The sequence below is a fragment of the Nocardiopsis valliformis DSM 45023 genome (genome assembly GCF_000340985.1).
GTDB classification, from domain to species: Bacteria; Actinomycetota; Actinomycetes; order Streptosporangiales; family Streptosporangiaceae; genus Nocardiopsis; species Nocardiopsis exhalans.
This window is the reverse complement of record NZ_ANAZ01000002.1, coordinates 81,889-97,197: the sequence shown is the minus strand read 5'-3', so window position 1 is coordinate 97,197 and position 15,309 is coordinate 81,889. Positions and strand designations below refer to the sequence as shown.

Below are 15,309 nucleotides of genomic sequence, written 5' to 3'. Positions count from 1 at the left end.
AACGGTGAGCAAGGGTTCGGGGCCAGACGAGGTCCCGGAATCCGCCGCGCACGCACCCACGGTGTGGTCTGTCCGTCCCAGGCCTCAGCGTCCGGGGTTCGTGTGTCCTTGTGCTCCCCTTCGACTCCCACCCCTGTGCCAGAGGGGTTTCGGGAGAGGGCAGGGGTGGCCGGGACTCACCCGCACCGACAGCCAGTCGGACGCGCTTGACCGTTCGGTGACGAGTTGATGTTCCGCACTCACATAGATGAGGGAGGACGGAGTGGAACAGGCCACACTCGTACGACGTACCGTTGAGGACCAGAACACCCTCTCGCCGCGAGAGCACCGAGAGAACGTGGTTCCCCTTCAGGCTCGGTCGCGTGAGAACACGCTCAACGGCGCCTACACGCCGGTTGAGCTGAGTCATGAGGAGCTGGAGCTGCTCGCCGAGATCGCCACCGGTGTCACCACCGAAGTGGCCGCTCGGCACCTCGAGCTCAGCGCCCGAACCCTGCGCCGACGCATTCGCAACATCTGCGACGTGCTCGGCGTGAACACACCCATCGAGGCGGTCGTGTGGGCCGCGAGGCGCCAGCTGATCTGATGCTCCGATGACCGAGCACCAGTAGGAGGCGCTTCCCGGTGATCGCCGGGAGACACCGCGGGCATGCCGGCCCAGGAAGCCGAGCGTCGCCGAGCACCGGATGAAGAGCGTTCCGGGGTGAGGCCGCATAGGCGTAGTCTGGTCCGGCTATGCCCGTTCGTCATGTCCGGGTCCGTCGCGCCAGGACGCGCGACGTCACCCACATCCGCCGCCTCGTCGACACCTACTCCGTCGACCGGAGAGTGCTCTCCAAGAGCACCGTCAACCTCTACGAGGACATCCAGGAGTTCTGGGTGGCCGAAGCGGAGACGCTGCCCGACGACACACCGGGCGAGCTCCCGCCGGAGGAGGGCAAGCTGAGCGTGGTCGGCTGCGGAGCCCTCCACGTCCTCTGGGAGGACCTCGCGGAGGTGCGCACCGTCGCAGTCGACCCCTCCCTACGCGGTTTCGGCGTCGGTCACCGAATCGTGACCGAGCTTTTGGACACCGCGCGCGAGTTGGGTGTGCGGCGTGTGTTCTGTCTGACATTCGAGACCGGTTTCTTCGCCAAACACGGCTTTGCCCCGATCCAGGGCACCCCGGTCTCCTTCCGCGTCTACGAGGAACTCCTGCGTTCCTATGACGAGGGAGTGGCCGAATTCCTCGACCTGGAGCGGGTCAAACCCAACACCCTGGGGAACACTCGCATGCTTGTACACCTCGACGAGAGTCAGTCGGGCGCGGCCGGCTAAAGGATTTGGACCCCGGATAGGACATCCTTCCCCTTCTGAACGGTTCGCGGCCTCCTCCGGCCGCTGTGGGCGCTTAAGTGCACCGGGTGGTATACGTGTGGAACAAGGCAGGTAATGTGTACCTGCGTCCGCTCGGATCTCCGGTTACCCGGTGAAGTGAGGGTGAGACGTTCAGCATCTCGGATTTGCCGGATGCCGCCAGTGCTCGACCGTCGCACTGCGGGGAGTCTTGCCGCGCGAGGGTGTAACAGCCGACCGGACATTGGTCGCCATCAGGCTTTGCCGGGACGTCTTGGGTACGTCCGGTGTCAAACCGGGGGCAAACGATGTCTATGATGTCTGGTATGCGTTTGCCCGGTCGTGCCGGAGCGCCATCCCCCGGGAGTGTCCCGAACCCTGAGTCGGGTATTTGCTGCAATAAGTAACAACCAGGAAGGGTAGGCCGCTTCGATGGGCGACTTTTTGTCATCGGTGCTTCCCCCCGGACTGATCGACGTATTGTCCGCGCTCATCCCGCCGGTGGTTGTCGGGTCCGTGTTCTGTGCCTTCGTCATCCAGCTGCTGCGCAAGGAGATGGCACCGCGCAGGATGGACGGAAGCCTGGTCAGCGACGATGAGACCGGTGAGTCCGCTGCGAGTGACAAGCGCTCGGCCGAGGTCCAGGAGGCCGGAGCGGCGAATGAGACGCCGATTGCCCGGGACGGGGAACGTAGCGAATCCGACGGTCGTTAGATACGGTGCCGGGCTGAAACCGGCACCGAGTGCCCCCGCCCGCGAGGGATACCCGTGTGTGCGGGCCAACTTGCCGCTTCGCGCTGCTCCGGTGACCCCGAATCCTCTCGATCCGGTCTCGGAGGATTTCTGACGCGCCGGGAATTGTCTTTCGCGTTCTCGCGAGATAGCTTTATATTCAGGTGTGGAGACACCGCTCTTCTGAAAGGTTTGATTCCATGGCACAGAAGGTCCAGGTTTTCCTGGTCGACGACCTCGACGGCGGCGAGGCCGAGGAGACGGTGACGTTCGGTCTCGATGGATCGACGTACGAAATCGACCTCAGCGCGGGTAATGCCGCCAAGCTCCGCGAGGCCCTTAGCCCGTTCGTCGAGGCCTCCCGTAAGGCCCCGGCGAAGCAGGTTCGCGGTGCCGCTCGGCGCGGAAGCCGGAATGCTCCCAGCCGTGAGCGCAGCGCGGAGATTCGCGCGTGGGCGAAGGCCGCTGGGAAGCCCGTCAATGAGCGTGGCCGTATCCCCGCCGCCATCGTCGCCGAATATGAGGCCATCAAGGGTTAGGTTTGCCACTGACCCGGGCGGCCGAAATGTTGTCAGGTCTTGATCGAAATTTCGCCCCAGGCCCTGCTGTTCGCTGTCCCTGACCCCCGCACCCCGAGGCCCGATTCGGCCCGGACGTCCTATGAGCGAGGGAGTCCGAGTCGCCGGAGAAACCGGATCACCGGTACCCGTCGGCGACGGACCCCGTCCCGTCGGGACCCGCGCCGCCGAGAGCCCGTGACACCGGGGTGCGGGGGAGTGCGAAGGGACGCGAACCCCGGCAGGGACGGATCTCGGCCCGGACCCTGGGAAGTGTGCGGCCCGACCCCGGCCCCTCCGCCGGTCGCCGGTGACGGCGACTGCCGCATGCGCCGCACGGTGACCTCCGCGACATCGTCGAGGAGGAGTCCGCAGGGTCGGTAATTTCCGCTTGAAGAACAACACGCCTTCGGCTTGTTCGCTTAGAGCCGATAATCCGGCATACGCACGTGCGGCCCGGGCACTCTCGTGATGGATGGGAGTGTCTGGGCCGTTCGCCTTCGGCGTACAGGGAAATCTGACGCGTCAATTGGTAGTTGGATGTTGGGTGAACGCCCTATCGTCGGGGAAAGTCTCTGGCACGGACGGCTGCGGTCGCCCGTACGGAGACGTCCACCCTGTCGGCAGCCGTCGGCAAGGTGGACGGGTGCGGCAGCGCTCCCCGGGGCGGTTAATCCCTGTGGGGCCTATATGCGGAAGAGTTGGGTCGGTAATGACCGTCCCCGCCTGACCGCTCTGTAGAGGAGCGACGAACATGTTCGAGAGGTTTACCGACCGCGCGCGGCGAGTGGTGGTTCTGGCTCAGGAAGAAGCCAGGATGCTCAACCACAACTACATCGGTACGGAGCACATCCTGCTCGGCCTCATCCACGAGGGTGAGGGTGTCGCCGCCAAGGCTCTGGAGAGTCTTGGTATCAGCCTCGAAGCGGTTCGGCAGCAGGTTGAGGAGATCATCGGTCAGGGCCAGCAGGCGCCGTCGGGGCACATTCCCTTCACCCCGCGCGCCAAGAAGGTCCTTGAGCTGTCGCTGCGCGAGGCGCTTCAGCTCGGCCACAACTACATCGGTACCGAGCACATACTGCTGGGCCTGATCCGCGAGGGCGAGGGCGTCGCCGCCCAGGTCCTCGTGAAGCTCGGCGCGGACCTCAACCGGGTCCGCCAGCAGGTCATCCAGCTGCTGCACGGGTACCAGGGCAAGGAGCCGCAGGCCACTGGCGCCTCCTCCGAGTCCACCCCCTCCACCTCGCTGGTGCTGGACCAGTTCGGCCGCAACCTGACGCAGGCCGCGCGTGAGTCCAAGCTCGACCCGGTCATCGGCCGGGACAAGGAAATCGAGCGCGTCATGCAGGTGCTCTCGCGGCGCACCAAGAACAACCCGGTGCTGATCGGTGAGCCCGGTGTCGGTAAGACCGCGGTCGTCGAGGGCCTGGCCCAGAAGATCGTCAAGGGTGAGATCCCGGAAACGCTCAAGGACAAGCAGCTCTACACGCTCGACCTGGGCGCCCTGGTCGCGGGCAGCCGCTACCGCGGTGACTTCGAGGAGCGCCTCAAGAAGGTGCTCAAGGAGATCCGCACCCGCGGTGACATCATTCTCTTCATCGACGAGCTGCACACGCTGGTCGGAGCGGGCGCGGCGGAAGGTGCCATAGACGCCGCCTCCATCCTGAAGCCCATGCTGGCCCGGGGTGAGCTCCAGACCATCGGTGCGACCACGCTCGACGAGTACCGCAAGTACCTGGAGAAGGACGCGGCACTCGAGCGCCGCTTCCAGCCGATCCAGGTGGACGAGCCGACGATCACGCACGCCATCGAGATCCTCAAGGGCCTGCGCGACCGTTACGAGGCCCACCACCGGGTCTCGATCACCGACAGCGCCCTCGTGGCCGCCGCGCAGCTGGCCGACCGCTACATCAGCGACCGGTTCCTGCCGGACAAGGCGATCGACCTCATCGACGAGGCCGGTTCCCGGATGCGCATCCGCCGGATGACCGCTCCGCCGGACCTGCGCGAGTTCGACGAGAAGATCGCCGGTGTGCGCCGCGACAAGGAATCGGCCATCGACGAGCAGGACTTCGAGAAGGCCGCGTCCCTGCGTGACGACGAGAAGCAGCTGCTCAACAAGAAGGCGCAGCGGGAGAAGGAGTGGAAGGCCGGCGACATGGACGTCGTGGCCGAGGTCGATGAGGAGCTCATCGCCGAGGTTCTGGCCGCCTCCACTGGTATCCCGGTCTTCAAGCTGACCGAGGAGGAGAGCTCGCGCCTGCTGCGCATGGAGGACGAGCTGCACCGCCGGGTCATCGGCCAGGAGGACGCCATCAAGGCGCTCTCCCAGGCGATCCGCCGTACCCGCGCCGGTCTGAAGGACCCCAAGCGCCCCGGTGGTTCGTTCATCTTCGCCGGTCCGTCCGGTGTGGGTAAGACCGAGCTGTCCAAGACCCTGGCCGAGTTCCTGTTCGGGGACGAGGACGCGCTGATCCAGCTCGACATGTCCGAGTTCATGGAGAAGCACACGGTCTCGCGGCTGTTCGGTTCGCCTCCCGGCTACGTCGGCTACGAAGAGGGCGGCCAGCTCACCGAGAAGGTGCGCCGCAAGCCGTTCTCCGTGGTCCTGTTCGACGAGATCGAGAAGGCCCACAACGACATCTTCAACTCTCTGCTCCAGGTGCTGGAGGAGGGTCGTCTCACCGACGCTCAGGGTCGCATCGTCGACTTCAAGAACACGGTCATCATCATGACGACCAACCTGGGTACGCGGGACATCTCCAAGGGCCAGGCCATGGGCTTCGCCAAGGAGGACGACGCCAACACCAACTACGAGCGGATGAAGGCGAAGGTCAGCGAGGAGCTCAAGACCAACTTCCGGCCGGAGTTCCTCAACCGTGTAGACGACATCATCGTCTTCCACCAGCTGACCGAGAAGGAGATCTTCCAGATCGTGGATCTGATGATCACGAGCCTGGACAGTCGCCTCAAGGAGCGGGACATGGGCATCGAGCTCCGTCCCAAGGCGAAGAAGATCCTGTCCGAGCGCGGGTTCGACCCGGTCCTGGGCGCGCGGCCGCTGCGTCGCACGATCCAGCGGGAGATCGAGGACCAGCTGTCCGAGAAGATCCTGTTCGGCGACCTCAAGGCGGGTCAGATCGTCGTGATCGACGCCGAGGGCGAGGGCACGGACGCCAAGTTCACCTTCAAGGGTGTGCCGAAGCCCGCCGCGGTTCCGGACACCCCCGAGGTGGAGTCCGCCACCAAGAGTGAGTAAGCGGTAGCACCGCCGGTCGGTTCCGCGCCGGCAGCTGTCTGAGGACGGGGGCATCCCTGGCGAGGGGTGCCCCCGTCGGCGTTCCCGGGGGGAGCACGGGCAGGGGGGAGACGCTAGGGTGCGGTCCGTGGCCTATCCAAACGATCCCCGCCAGGGCGGCGCTCAGCCGCCGCAGGGGCCTCCGCACGGACCTCCGCCCCCTCACGGCCCCCCGGGGGCGCACCAAGCGCCTCAGGGGCCTGCGCACGGCCAAGGGCCCGCGCCCGGCCCCGGCTACCTAGCGCCCGGTTACCCGCCGCAGGGCCCGCCGCCCGGTTACCCGCCGCAAGGGCCCCCTCCCGGATACCCGCCACAGGGGTACCCCGGCGGTTCTCCTCCGCCCAAACGCGGCGCCTCGCCGTGGCTGATCGTCGGCGGGATCGCGCTCGCACTGGTTTTGGCGGGCGGTGCGGTCTTCGGCGGAATGTGGCTGTACAACGGGGCGGGCGGCTCCGGCTCCGGCTCCGCCTCCGGAGGCGACGTGGCAGGGGGAGCGGAGAAGGGCATCGAGGGCGTGGAGACCTTCGAGGTCCTGGACTACTCACACGTGGAGATCGGGGAGAAAGTCGACTACGACCAGTTCCCGCCGGTGGGTGGTCAGCACTACCCCACATGGCAGAACTGCGGGGTCTACGACGCCCCCGTCACGCCTGAGCTGGCTGTTCACTCCCAGGAGCACGGCGCGGTCTGGATCACCTACGACCCGGACCTGCCCGGCTCCGACGTCCAGACGCTGACCGACCTCCACACGCCCGGTTCCTACGTGATCGTCAGCCCGATGGAGGGCCTGCCCTCGGCCGTGGTGGCCTCGGGTTGGGGCGTCCAGCTCCAGCTGGACGAGGCCGACGACCCGCGGTTGGGCGAGTTCCTGCGCGAGTACGAGCAGAGCCCGAACGTGCCCGAACCCGGTGCCGCGTGCAGCGGTGCGGTCGACCAGACCCAGGAAGAGGTCGAGGCCGCGCTCTCCGACGAGACCGACGCCCGGAGGAACTGAGCGCCGGCCCTACCCCGGCAGGGCATAGCGGCCGTCGTCCAGGGGGTCGACCAGGCCGTCGGAGACCAGGGCGTCCAGAGCCCGTTCGCGCTGGACGTGGTCGTCCCAGACCGCGTCCAGCGCGTCCTTGACCACCGGGCCGGGCGAGTCGCGCAGAACGGCGAGGAGCTTGCCGCGCACCTGCCGATCGGTGCCCGCGTAGGTCTGCCCGCGCCGGGGCGGCCCGTCGTAGGCGGGTTTGCCCGCGAGCTTCCAGGCGCACTGTCCGGCGATGGGGCAGTCCGCGCAGCGCGGGGAGCGTGCGGTGCAGACCAGGGCTCCCAGCTCCATCACGGCCACGGCCCAGCGGGCCGCCACCGAGGCCGTCGGTGGCAGTAGCGACTTGGCCAGGGCAGTTTCCGCCTTGGTCTGGGTTTTCGGCGGGTACTCGATCCCGGTTTCGGCTCGAGCCAGGACGCGGCGCACGTTGGTGTCCAGAACTGCGTGCCGCTGGCCGTAGGCGAAGCTCGCCACGGCGGCCGCGGTGTAAGCGCCGATCCCGGGGAGCGAGAGCAGGGTCGCATGGTCGTCCGGGACCTGGCCGTCGTGTTCCTCGGTGATGGCCACGGCGCAGGCGTGCAGACGCAGGGCCCGGCGCGGGTAGCCGAGCCGGTTCCACATGCGGACCGCCTCACCCGAGGGCTCCTTGGCCAGGTGCGCGGGGGTGGGCCAGCGCTCCATCCAGGCCTCCCAGGCGGGGAGTACCCGCACTACGGGGGTCTGCTGGAGCATGATCTCGCTGACCAGGACGGACCAGGGGGAGGCGTCCGGGGTACGCCAGGGAAGGTCTCGGGCGTTGGACTCGTACCACGCCAGAACCGCGGTGCTGTAAGGGTTATCGCTCATCTTTAACGGTAAATCGGCGGGTTGAGTAGGTGAGTGGCGTGCAAAACCGCAATACTACGGCCCATGGCGTCAAGTACCGGACAACCAGCACCTGTCAGCCGCGAGACCTACTGGAAACGACGGGCCTTCGTGCTGGCTGGCGTAATGCTGGTGTTCGCGCTGGTCGCGCTCGCTTTCCGGAACACCGGGGACGAAGCGGAACCGGCGGGCTCCTCCGAGGCGAGTGTCGATACCCCCGAAGCCTCCCCCAGTGTGCCAGCCGACGAGCCCTCCGACCCCGAAACCGGGGAAGACGACGAGGAACCGTCCGCCTCGCCCTCCCCGTCCCCTTCGGCGGACGAGGACAGCGAGGACGGCGAGGACGGCGAGGGCGGAGGGAGCGGCTCCGGCGGCGGCTCGGCCGAGGCCCCCGAACCCGAGCGCCCCGAGGACCCGTGCCGTCCCCAGGACGTGGTCGTCACCTTCGACTTCGCGGAGAGCGACCGCGAGGTGTACGGCGGTGGTACCAGCCCCGAGTTCAAGGTGACCGTGGTCAATACCGCCGACCAGACCTGCACCGTGGACGTGGGCCCCGAAGCGTTCGAGCTGCGGATCGAGTCCGGCAGCGACCGCGTCTACTCCACCGCGGACTGCGTGGAGGGCAACGCCCAGGAGGAACGCCAGCTCAAACGGGGCACCCCGCACGACTTCACGATCACCTGGGACCTGGACCGCTCCTTCACCGACTGCCGGGACAGCAGCGCCAGGGCCCAGCCCGGCTGGTACAAGGCCAACCTGCACGGCGACCACGTGGGCAGCGTCGACCAGCTCGTCTTCCAGCTCAAGGCCTGAGCCCGAGGCGTCAGCGCCAGTAAACCCCGCCCGGCCCCGGGCGGGGTTCGTCTGTTCACGGAACGGATGACCGAAGTCCCATGACATTTAGTCATTGAATGCTTACTATTCGTGGTGCATCTGATTCCGTCACCCTGGGAGTTTTCAGTGATACGCACCGCCACCGTTGTCGCGTGCACCGCCGTCGCGCTCGCACTGGCCACACCCGCGCACGCCGAGCCCGCCGGGTCGGACGTGTACGTCTTGCAGGTCTTCGGCGCCGTCGAGCGGCACGAGGACACCGCCATCAGCTGGCACCGCGCAACGACCTTGACGTGCGACCCGGCCGGGGGCGGCCACGCCAAGGCCGAGGAGGCCTGCGACCTCATCGCCCGGCATGGTGACATCGCCAGCGTGACCTCGGTCGGGGACGGCTTCTGCACGATGGAGTACCGGCCGGTCACCGTCCGGGTCTCCGGGGCCGAGGAGTACGAGGAGACCTTCGGCAACCAGTGCGTCATGAACAGCGCCAAGGGTGCGATCTTCGACTTCTAGGAACCTGTTTCGGAGTCCGCGGCCTTGCCGTCCCTGGCCTATTCTCCGGCGGCCGCGGACTCGTTCTTGCGGCTCCGGCGCGGACGGCGCCGCTCGACCCAGGTGAGGGCCTCGCTCAGCTCCTCCACCTCGTGGACGCGGATGCCCTTGACCGGGTCGCCGAAGTGCTTGGGAACGACCGCCTCGGTGAAGCCCAGGCGCTGCGCCTCGGCGACCCGGCGCCGCACACCGTTCACGCTGCGCACGTCACCGGCCAGGCCGACCTCGCCGATCGCGATGAACCCCGCGGGCAGCGGAACGTCGTTGTTGGAGCTGGCGGCGGCCATGGCCAGGGCCAGGTCCACGGAGGGCTCTCCCAGCTTCACCCCGCCCACGGTCGAGGCGTACACGTCCATGTTGGCCAGCTTCATGCCGGTGCGCTTCTCTAGCACTGCCAGGATCATGTTCACCCGTGAGGTGTCCAGACCCGAGGTGGCGCGGCGGGGCGCGGGCAGCGGGGTGGGCGCGACCAGGGCCTGCACCTCGGTGATCAGGGGGCGACGACCCTCCAGGGTGACGGTCACGCAGGTGCCCGGCACCGGGTCGGTGCGTTCGGTGAGGAAGAGGCCGCTGGGGTCGGGCAGGCCGAAGATGCCCTTCTCGGTGAGCTCGAAGACGCCGATCTCGTCGGTGGGTCCGTAGCGGTTCTTGACGGCGCGCAACAGGCGCAGCTGGGAGTGGCGTTCGCCCTCGAAGTGCAGGACGACGTCCACCAGGTGCTCCAGCAGGCGGGGTCCGGCGATCGAGCCGTCCTTGGTGACGTGGCCGACCAGCACGGTCGCGATGCCGCGCTCCTTGGCGATCTGGATGAGCGCCCCGGTGACCTGCCGGATCTGGGTGACACCGCCGGGGACGCCGGTGGTCTCGGGGGAGACCATGGTCTGCACCGAGTCCACGATCAGCAGCTGGGGCGCGACCGCGTCCACATGGCTGGCGAGGGTGGCCACCGAGGTCTCGGCGGCCAGGTAGAGCTGCTCGGAGAGGGCGTTGAGGCGTTCGGCGCGCAGGCGCACCTGCCCGGCCGACTCCTCGCCGGTCACGTAGAGGACGTTGGCCTTGGCGGCGCGCATCGCGGCGACCTCCAGGAGGAGGGTCGACTTGCCCACGCCGGGCTCACCGGCGAGCAGGACTACGCCTCCGGGGACGGCTCCGCCGCCCAGGACCCGGTCGAGTTCGTCCACGCCGGTGGGCACGGCCTCGGCGCTCTCCACGCTGATCTCGGTGATGGGGCGGGCCCGGGAGGTCACCGGGGCGGCCGCGACGACCGAGGGGGCGGGGGCTCCGGCCTCCTCGACGGTGCCCCAGGCCTGGCACTCGCCGCAGCGCCCCACCCATTTGAGGGTGGTCCATCCGCACTCGGCGCACCGGAACGTGGTCTTCGCTGCTTTGGCCATGGTCGACACGCTAACGGCTCCCGGTGACAGGTTCCGCTGTCACTGGAGGGGGCGCTGGGGACACGTGAAAGTTACCTACGGGTTAGGTGCTTCTTTTCGTAGGTCATGTTAGAGAGTGTGTGGGGAGAGTCACCCTCTTCCCAGGGTCCGAACACTCCGAAGCCCCCGCTCCTTGGAGAGAGGAAAACCCTCGTGTTCCGTACACACCGATCCCCCGCCGTCCCCCACGCCCCGGGAAGGGCCGACCGCGCCAGCGGCCTGCGCCGACTCGCCCGGATCACCGCCCCGCTGGCCCTCGCGGTCCTGGGCCTCTCGCTGGCCACCGCCCCCGCCGCCGCGGACGAGGCCGAGGCGGCCGCGTTCGAGCACTACGTCGCCATCGGTGACTCGTTTGTCGCCGGTCCCATGGTCAGCGCCCAGATGCCGCTGCTCGGCTGCATGCAGTCCTCGGTCAACTACCCCAAGCGCCTCGCCGAGCAGCTGGGGATCACCGAGATCACCGACGTCAGCTGTTCGGGCGCGCGGATGGCCCACCTCTACGAGGCCCAGTTCAGTGACGCCCCGCCGCAACTGGACGCGCTCCGGCCGGAGACCGACCTGGTCACGGTGGGCATCGCGGGCAACGACTTCGGCTTCTCTGAGGTTCTCATCGAGTGCGCCAAGCGGAGCTTGCGCAACCCGCTGGGCAGCCCGTGCGCCGACCACTACGGGGATGAGCTGGACCAGCGGATCGACGGGCTGCGGGACGAGGTCTCCGGGGTCTACACGGACATCGCCGAGCGCAGCCCGAACGCCACGGTCCTCAGCGTCGGCTATCTCCAGATCCTGCCGGAGAGCGGCGGCTGCTGGCCGAGCACGCCGATCGCCCGTGGCGACGTCCCGTTCCTTGACCAGGCGCAGACCGCGCTCAACGCGATGATCAAGGAGGAGTCGGAGGCCCAGGGCGCGGCCTTCGTGGACACCTTCGAGCGCGGCCACGACGTCTGCCAGGGGTCGGGCACCCGCTGGGTCGAGGGGCTGATCCCGGAGGACGGGGCGCCCGTGCACCCGAACAACCTCGGCATGGCGGCGACGACCGACTTCGTCCGCACTGCCCTGGGGGTCCCGCAGCCCTAGGGGTGTTCCGCGGATCATTCCGGGCTCGCGACCACCAGGCTGCCTCTCGCTGCGCCGATTTCACTCGGACAGCCAAACCCAGGCGGGCCCCCGCTGTGCGACACCGCGGAGCTTGCGTAGCAGGGCACAGTAGGGGCGAGGCCGCTCGCGTCGATCGGCGCAAGCGCCGAGCCTGCCGAAAGCATCCACGGAACAAGCCCTAGTCGAAGTGACCGCGCGGCTTGTAGCCGACGGTCACGGGTCTCGGCGGCGGACGGTGGGTTGATGGTTCACTGGCCGTTTTGTCCGCCGAGGTCAAGCAGGCTTTACCAACTTTCGGTATCGATAAGACTACGGAGAGTGACAATTCGTGGTGTCTGTGTGACCAATGGTGGTGTGTTGGCGGTCAGGAGATCCGCGTCACAGCGGCGCGGGCGGCCCCGACGGACCATGCAGGGAGAACCACGTCATGCGACTACCGCGACACCACGAGCAAACGCGGGCCTGCCGTTCCACCACGGATCCGGCGCGGCAGGCCGCACCCGCTCAGTCGCGCCGCCGTACGCCACGCGCACTCGCCGTCGCCGCACTCGCGGCCGCGGCGCTGGCCGCAGGGGGAGCCCCGGCCCTGGCCCAGCCGGCACCGAGTTTCCAGGCGGCACAGAGCGCCCCAAGCGCCGAGCGCGTCCACCAGGCCCTCTCCTCCAGCACCATCGAGAAGGCCATCGGCGCCGCGGAGGCCCAGAAGGGTAAGCCCTACGCCTGGGGCGGCACCGGCCCGAACTCCTTCGACTGCTCCGGGCTGGTGCAGCACTCCTTCAAGCAGGCCGGGGTGAGCCTGCCCCGCATCGCCCACGACCAGGTGAACTCCGGGACCCGGGTCAGCTACGCCAACGCCAAGAGGGGCGACATCCTCTACTGGGCCGACAGCGGCGGCTACGCCTACCACGTGGCCATCTACCTCGGCGGCGGCCGCATGATCGACGCCCCGCGCTCCGGAGGCAGCATCGCCGAGCGGGACGTGACCCGCTACAACCTCGCGGGCGCCGTCCGGCTCTGAGTCCGCCGACCACGTGACCGTGCACCGTCACGCGCCACATTCCTTTCGACGGCCGCTTCTCCCGGAGCACCCGGGGGAGCGGCCGTCCCCCTGTCGCAAGGGGCCCGCGGAGCTGTCCGGAGGGGGCATCCGCCACGCCGCGTTCACCCGGGCGGGCGCCCCGAAACGCCGCGGAGCGCATAGTCTGGGTCACGTGAGCCCTATCCAGGTCCCAGACGCGCCCGTGGTCCTCTCCTCGGCGTCGGTCTACCCGGAGAAGACCCCGGCCGCCTTCGAGATCGCCGCGAAGCTGGGGTACGACGGCGTTGAGGTCCTCGTCTCCTCCGACCCGGCCAGCCAGGACATCGAACTCCTCCGGCGCCTCTCGGACTACCACCAGATGCCCGTCACCGCCGTCCACTCGCCCTGCCTCGTGCTGACCCAGCGCGTGTGGGGCCGTGAGCCCTGGGGCAAGCTCGTCCGCTCCAAGGAGATGGCCGAGGCCCTGGGCGCCAAGACGGTCGTGGTGCACCCGGCCTTCCGCTGGCAGCGCGAGTACGCCCGCGACTTCGAGAACGGCGTCGCCCGCATGCAGGAGGAGACCGACGTGGTCTTCGCCGTCGAGAACATGTATCCGGTGCGGGTCCGCGACCGCGAGGTCGTCCCCTACGCGCCGAGCTGGAACCCGCTCGACCGCGACTACCCGGACGTCACCCTCGACCTCTCGCACACCGCCATGTCCGGCTCCGACGCGATGGACATGGCCAAGCGGCTGGGCAGCCGCCTCTCCCACGTGCACGTCACCGACGGTTTCGGCGGCCAGAACCTCGACGAACACCTCATCCCCGGCCGCGGCAGCCAGCCCGTCGCCGAGCTGCTCGAACACCTCGCGGGCAGTGGCTACGAGGGGCAACTGGTCCTGGAGGTGAGCACCCGCAAGGCCGCCGACCGCCAGGCGCGCATGCGCGAACTCGCCGAGGCGCTGGCATTCACCCGGCTGCACTTCGCGCAGGGACCGCCCACCTCCGAACCCCGGCTGGGCCGCCGTGAGCGCATCGCCCTGCTGCGCAGGCGCCCCCAGGCCCCGCCCCGGCGTTTCTCGGTGGACCCCAAAGGATCGGTCGACGACGAGGGTTCGGCCGACAAGGGCTGATGGTCCGGGCGCGGGCCCGGCTCCGCCGCCGACTGTCCGCCGAGTGAGACAACCGGTCCGTTCGGGAGCTCACGGGCGACTAGCGTGGAGGGGACTCGCAGAGAGGACCCCTTTTCATGATCGCGATCATCGGCGCAGGAAAGATGGGCGAGGCACTGCTCGCCGGACTACTGGCCAAGGGCCACGCTCCGGAGGACGTGCTCGTCACCGAGCCGCGTGCGGAACACGCGGCGGAGCTGCGCGGCCGCTACGGGGTCGAGACGGTCCCGGCGGCGGACGCCGCCAAGCGCGCGGACACTCTGCTGCTGGCTCTCAAGCCGCAGGACATGCTCGCCCTGCTGGACGACATCGCCCCGCACCTGACCCGGGGCCACCTGGTCATCTCGGTGGCCGCCGGACTGACCACGGTCGTCCTGGAGAGCCACCTGCCCTCCGGAGTGCCGGTCGTGCGCGCGATGCCCAACACCCCGGCGCTCATGGGCAAGGGGATGACCGCCGTCTCCGGCGGCGCGCACACCGAGGCCGCGCACCTGGACCGCGCAGAGGAACTCCTGGGCACGGTCGGCGAGGTGCTGCGGGTCGGCGAACAGCACATGGACACGGTCACCGCCATCTCCGGCAGCGGACCGGCCTACGTCTACTTCATCGCCGAGACCATGATCGAGGCCGGTGTCGCGATGGGTATGCCTCGTGTCACAGCGCAGCGGCTCGTCGGGCAGACGATCACCGGCGCCGCGGCCATGCTCGACGGTTCGGGGGAACACCCGGTGGTGCTGCGCGAAGCCGTCACCTCGCCGGGCGGGACCACTGCCGCTGCCCTGCGTGAGCTGGAGCGACACGGAGTGCGGACCGCCTTCACGGATGCCATCGAGGCGGCTCGGGACCGGAGCCGGGCGCTCTCCGAGAGCTGACCTGCGGGGCGTGTGACACATATCACGCATTCAATTCCCGTTCCGGTTAGTCAGGGGTCCCGGACGGAGCGTCGTACCTGGTGAATAAAGTCGGGATAAGAGGGTTGTGCCCCTCTTTCCCCCTCCCGCTGTGTACGTGTTCCCCTCTTTACTGATTCCGGGGCCCCATGACTAATCCTCAACCCCCTTCGGACCCGTCCAACTTCCCCGGCCAGCCCGGATCCGCGACGCCTCCTCCTGCTCCGAGCGGCCCGCAGAATCCCGTTGGGGGTTCTCCCGCGGGAGGCAACCCGGTCGCGCAGAACCCCTCCGGCGGCCAGCCGCCATTCGGTCCGCCCTCCGGTGGCCAGCGGCCACTCGGCCCACCCCCGGGAGGCCCGCCTCCTGGTGGTCCCGCTGGCGGCCCGCCTCCTGGTGGCCCTGCTGGTCCGCCCCCTGGTGGTCCAGGTGGCCCGCCTCCCGGCGGCCCGGGCGGCCCCGGCCAGTTCGGCCCGCCCCCTCCCGGCGGCACC

Annotated in this window: 14 protein-coding genes; 12 read left to right on the top strand and 2 right to left on the bottom strand. The window is 68.7% G+C overall.

Translation table 11 applies throughout. The features are described 5' to 3' along the window. Positions 1-262 precede the first annotated feature (262 nt). The 6 genes from D457_RS0101040 to D457_RS0101015 all read left to right on the top strand — a co-directional run bounded on the left by D457_RS0101040 (position 263) and on the right by D457_RS0101015 (position 6,916). Positions 263-586: a LuxR C-terminal-related transcriptional regulator gene (locus D457_RS0101040; RefSeq protein ID WP_017578778.1), complete on the top strand. Its 324-nt coding sequence runs from the start codon at positions 263-265 to the stop codon at positions 584-586. A 149-nt stretch (positions 587-735) separates the two neighbouring features. Next, positions 736-1,317, top strand: a complete 582-nt coding sequence (locus D457_RS0101035; protein WP_017578777.1) for an amino-acid N-acetyltransferase — start codon at positions 736-738, stop codon at positions 1,315-1,317. 450 nt (positions 1,318-1,767) lie between these two features. Next, entirely contained in the window at positions 1,768-2,049 is a 282-nt protein-coding gene (locus D457_RS0101030; RefSeq protein ID WP_026116204.1) for a hypothetical protein, read from the top strand. A 218-nt stretch (positions 2,050-2,267) separates the two neighbouring features. Further along, entirely contained in the window at positions 2,268-2,606 is a 339-nt protein-coding gene (locus D457_RS0101025; protein WP_017578775.1) for a histone-like nucleoid-structuring protein Lsr2, read from the top strand. A gap of 772 nt (positions 2,607-3,378) precedes the next feature. Then, positions 3,379-5,883 (top strand): ATP-dependent Clp protease ATP-binding subunit, encoded by a 2,505-nt coding sequence (locus D457_RS0101020; RefSeq protein ID WP_026116203.1) that lies wholly within the window; start codon positions 3,379-3,381, stop codon positions 5,881-5,883. A gap of 463 nt (positions 5,884-6,346) precedes the next feature. Next, complete coding sequence (locus D457_RS0101015) at positions 6,347-6,916, top strand: DUF3105 domain-containing protein (RefSeq protein WP_017578773.1); 570 nt, start codon at positions 6,347-6,349, stop codon at positions 6,914-6,916. 9 nt (positions 6,917-6,925) lie between these two features. Here D457_RS0101015 and D457_RS0101010 read toward each other — a convergent pair whose 3' ends face one another. After that, on the bottom strand, positions 6,926-7,801 hold the full coding sequence (locus D457_RS0101010) for an HhH-GPD family protein (protein WP_017578772.1): 876 nt from the start codon (positions 7,799-7,801) through the stop codon (positions 6,926-6,928). Positions 7,802-7,945: 144 nt separating this feature from the next. Here D457_RS0101010 and D457_RS0101005 point away from each other — a divergent pair, with 144 nt between their 5' ends. Continuing rightward, the gene (locus tag D457_RS0101005; protein WP_017578771.1) at positions 7,946-8,632 is read left to right on the top strand and encodes a hypothetical protein; all 687 of its coding nucleotides are present in this window, start codon (positions 7,946-7,948) and stop codon (positions 8,630-8,632) included. 147 nt (positions 8,633-8,779) lie between these two features. Further along, positions 8,780-9,166, top strand: a complete 387-nt coding sequence (locus tag D457_RS0101000) for an SSI family serine proteinase inhibitor (RefSeq protein ID WP_017578770.1) — start codon at positions 8,780-8,782, stop codon at positions 9,164-9,166. Between the two features lie 38 nt (positions 9,167-9,204). Here the strand turns inward: D457_RS0101000 and radA are convergent, their stop codons facing one another. Then, positions 9,205-10,599, bottom strand: a complete 1,395-nt coding sequence (radA, locus tag D457_RS0100995; protein WP_083926627.1) for a DNA repair protein RadA — start codon at positions 10,597-10,599, stop codon at positions 9,205-9,207. A gap of 192 nt (positions 10,600-10,791) precedes the next feature. On the opposite strand from radA, the gene D457_RS0100990 reads away from it, so the two are divergent. The 4 genes from D457_RS0100990 (at position 10,792) to proC (ending at position 14,797) form a co-directional block, all read left to right on the top strand. Further along, complete coding sequence (locus D457_RS0100990; RefSeq protein ID WP_017578768.1) at positions 10,792-11,715, top strand: SGNH/GDSL hydrolase family protein; 924 nt, start codon at positions 10,792-10,794, stop codon at positions 11,713-11,715. A 448-nt stretch (positions 11,716-12,163) separates the two neighbouring features. Next, complete coding sequence (locus D457_RS0100985) at positions 12,164-12,754, top strand: C40 family peptidase (protein WP_017578767.1); 591 nt, start codon at positions 12,164-12,166, stop codon at positions 12,752-12,754. A 193-nt stretch (positions 12,755-12,947) separates the two neighbouring features. After that, positions 12,948-13,886, top strand: a complete 939-nt coding sequence (locus D457_RS0100980; protein WP_026116200.1) for a sugar phosphate isomerase/epimerase family protein — start codon at positions 12,948-12,950, stop codon at positions 13,884-13,886. Between the two features lie 116 nt (positions 13,887-14,002). Beyond that, on the top strand, positions 14,003-14,797 hold the full coding sequence (gene proC / locus D457_RS0100975; protein ID WP_017578765.1) for a pyrroline-5-carboxylate reductase: 795 nt from the start codon (positions 14,003-14,005) through the stop codon (positions 14,795-14,797). The last annotated feature ends 512 nt before the right edge of the window (positions 14,798-15,309 follow it).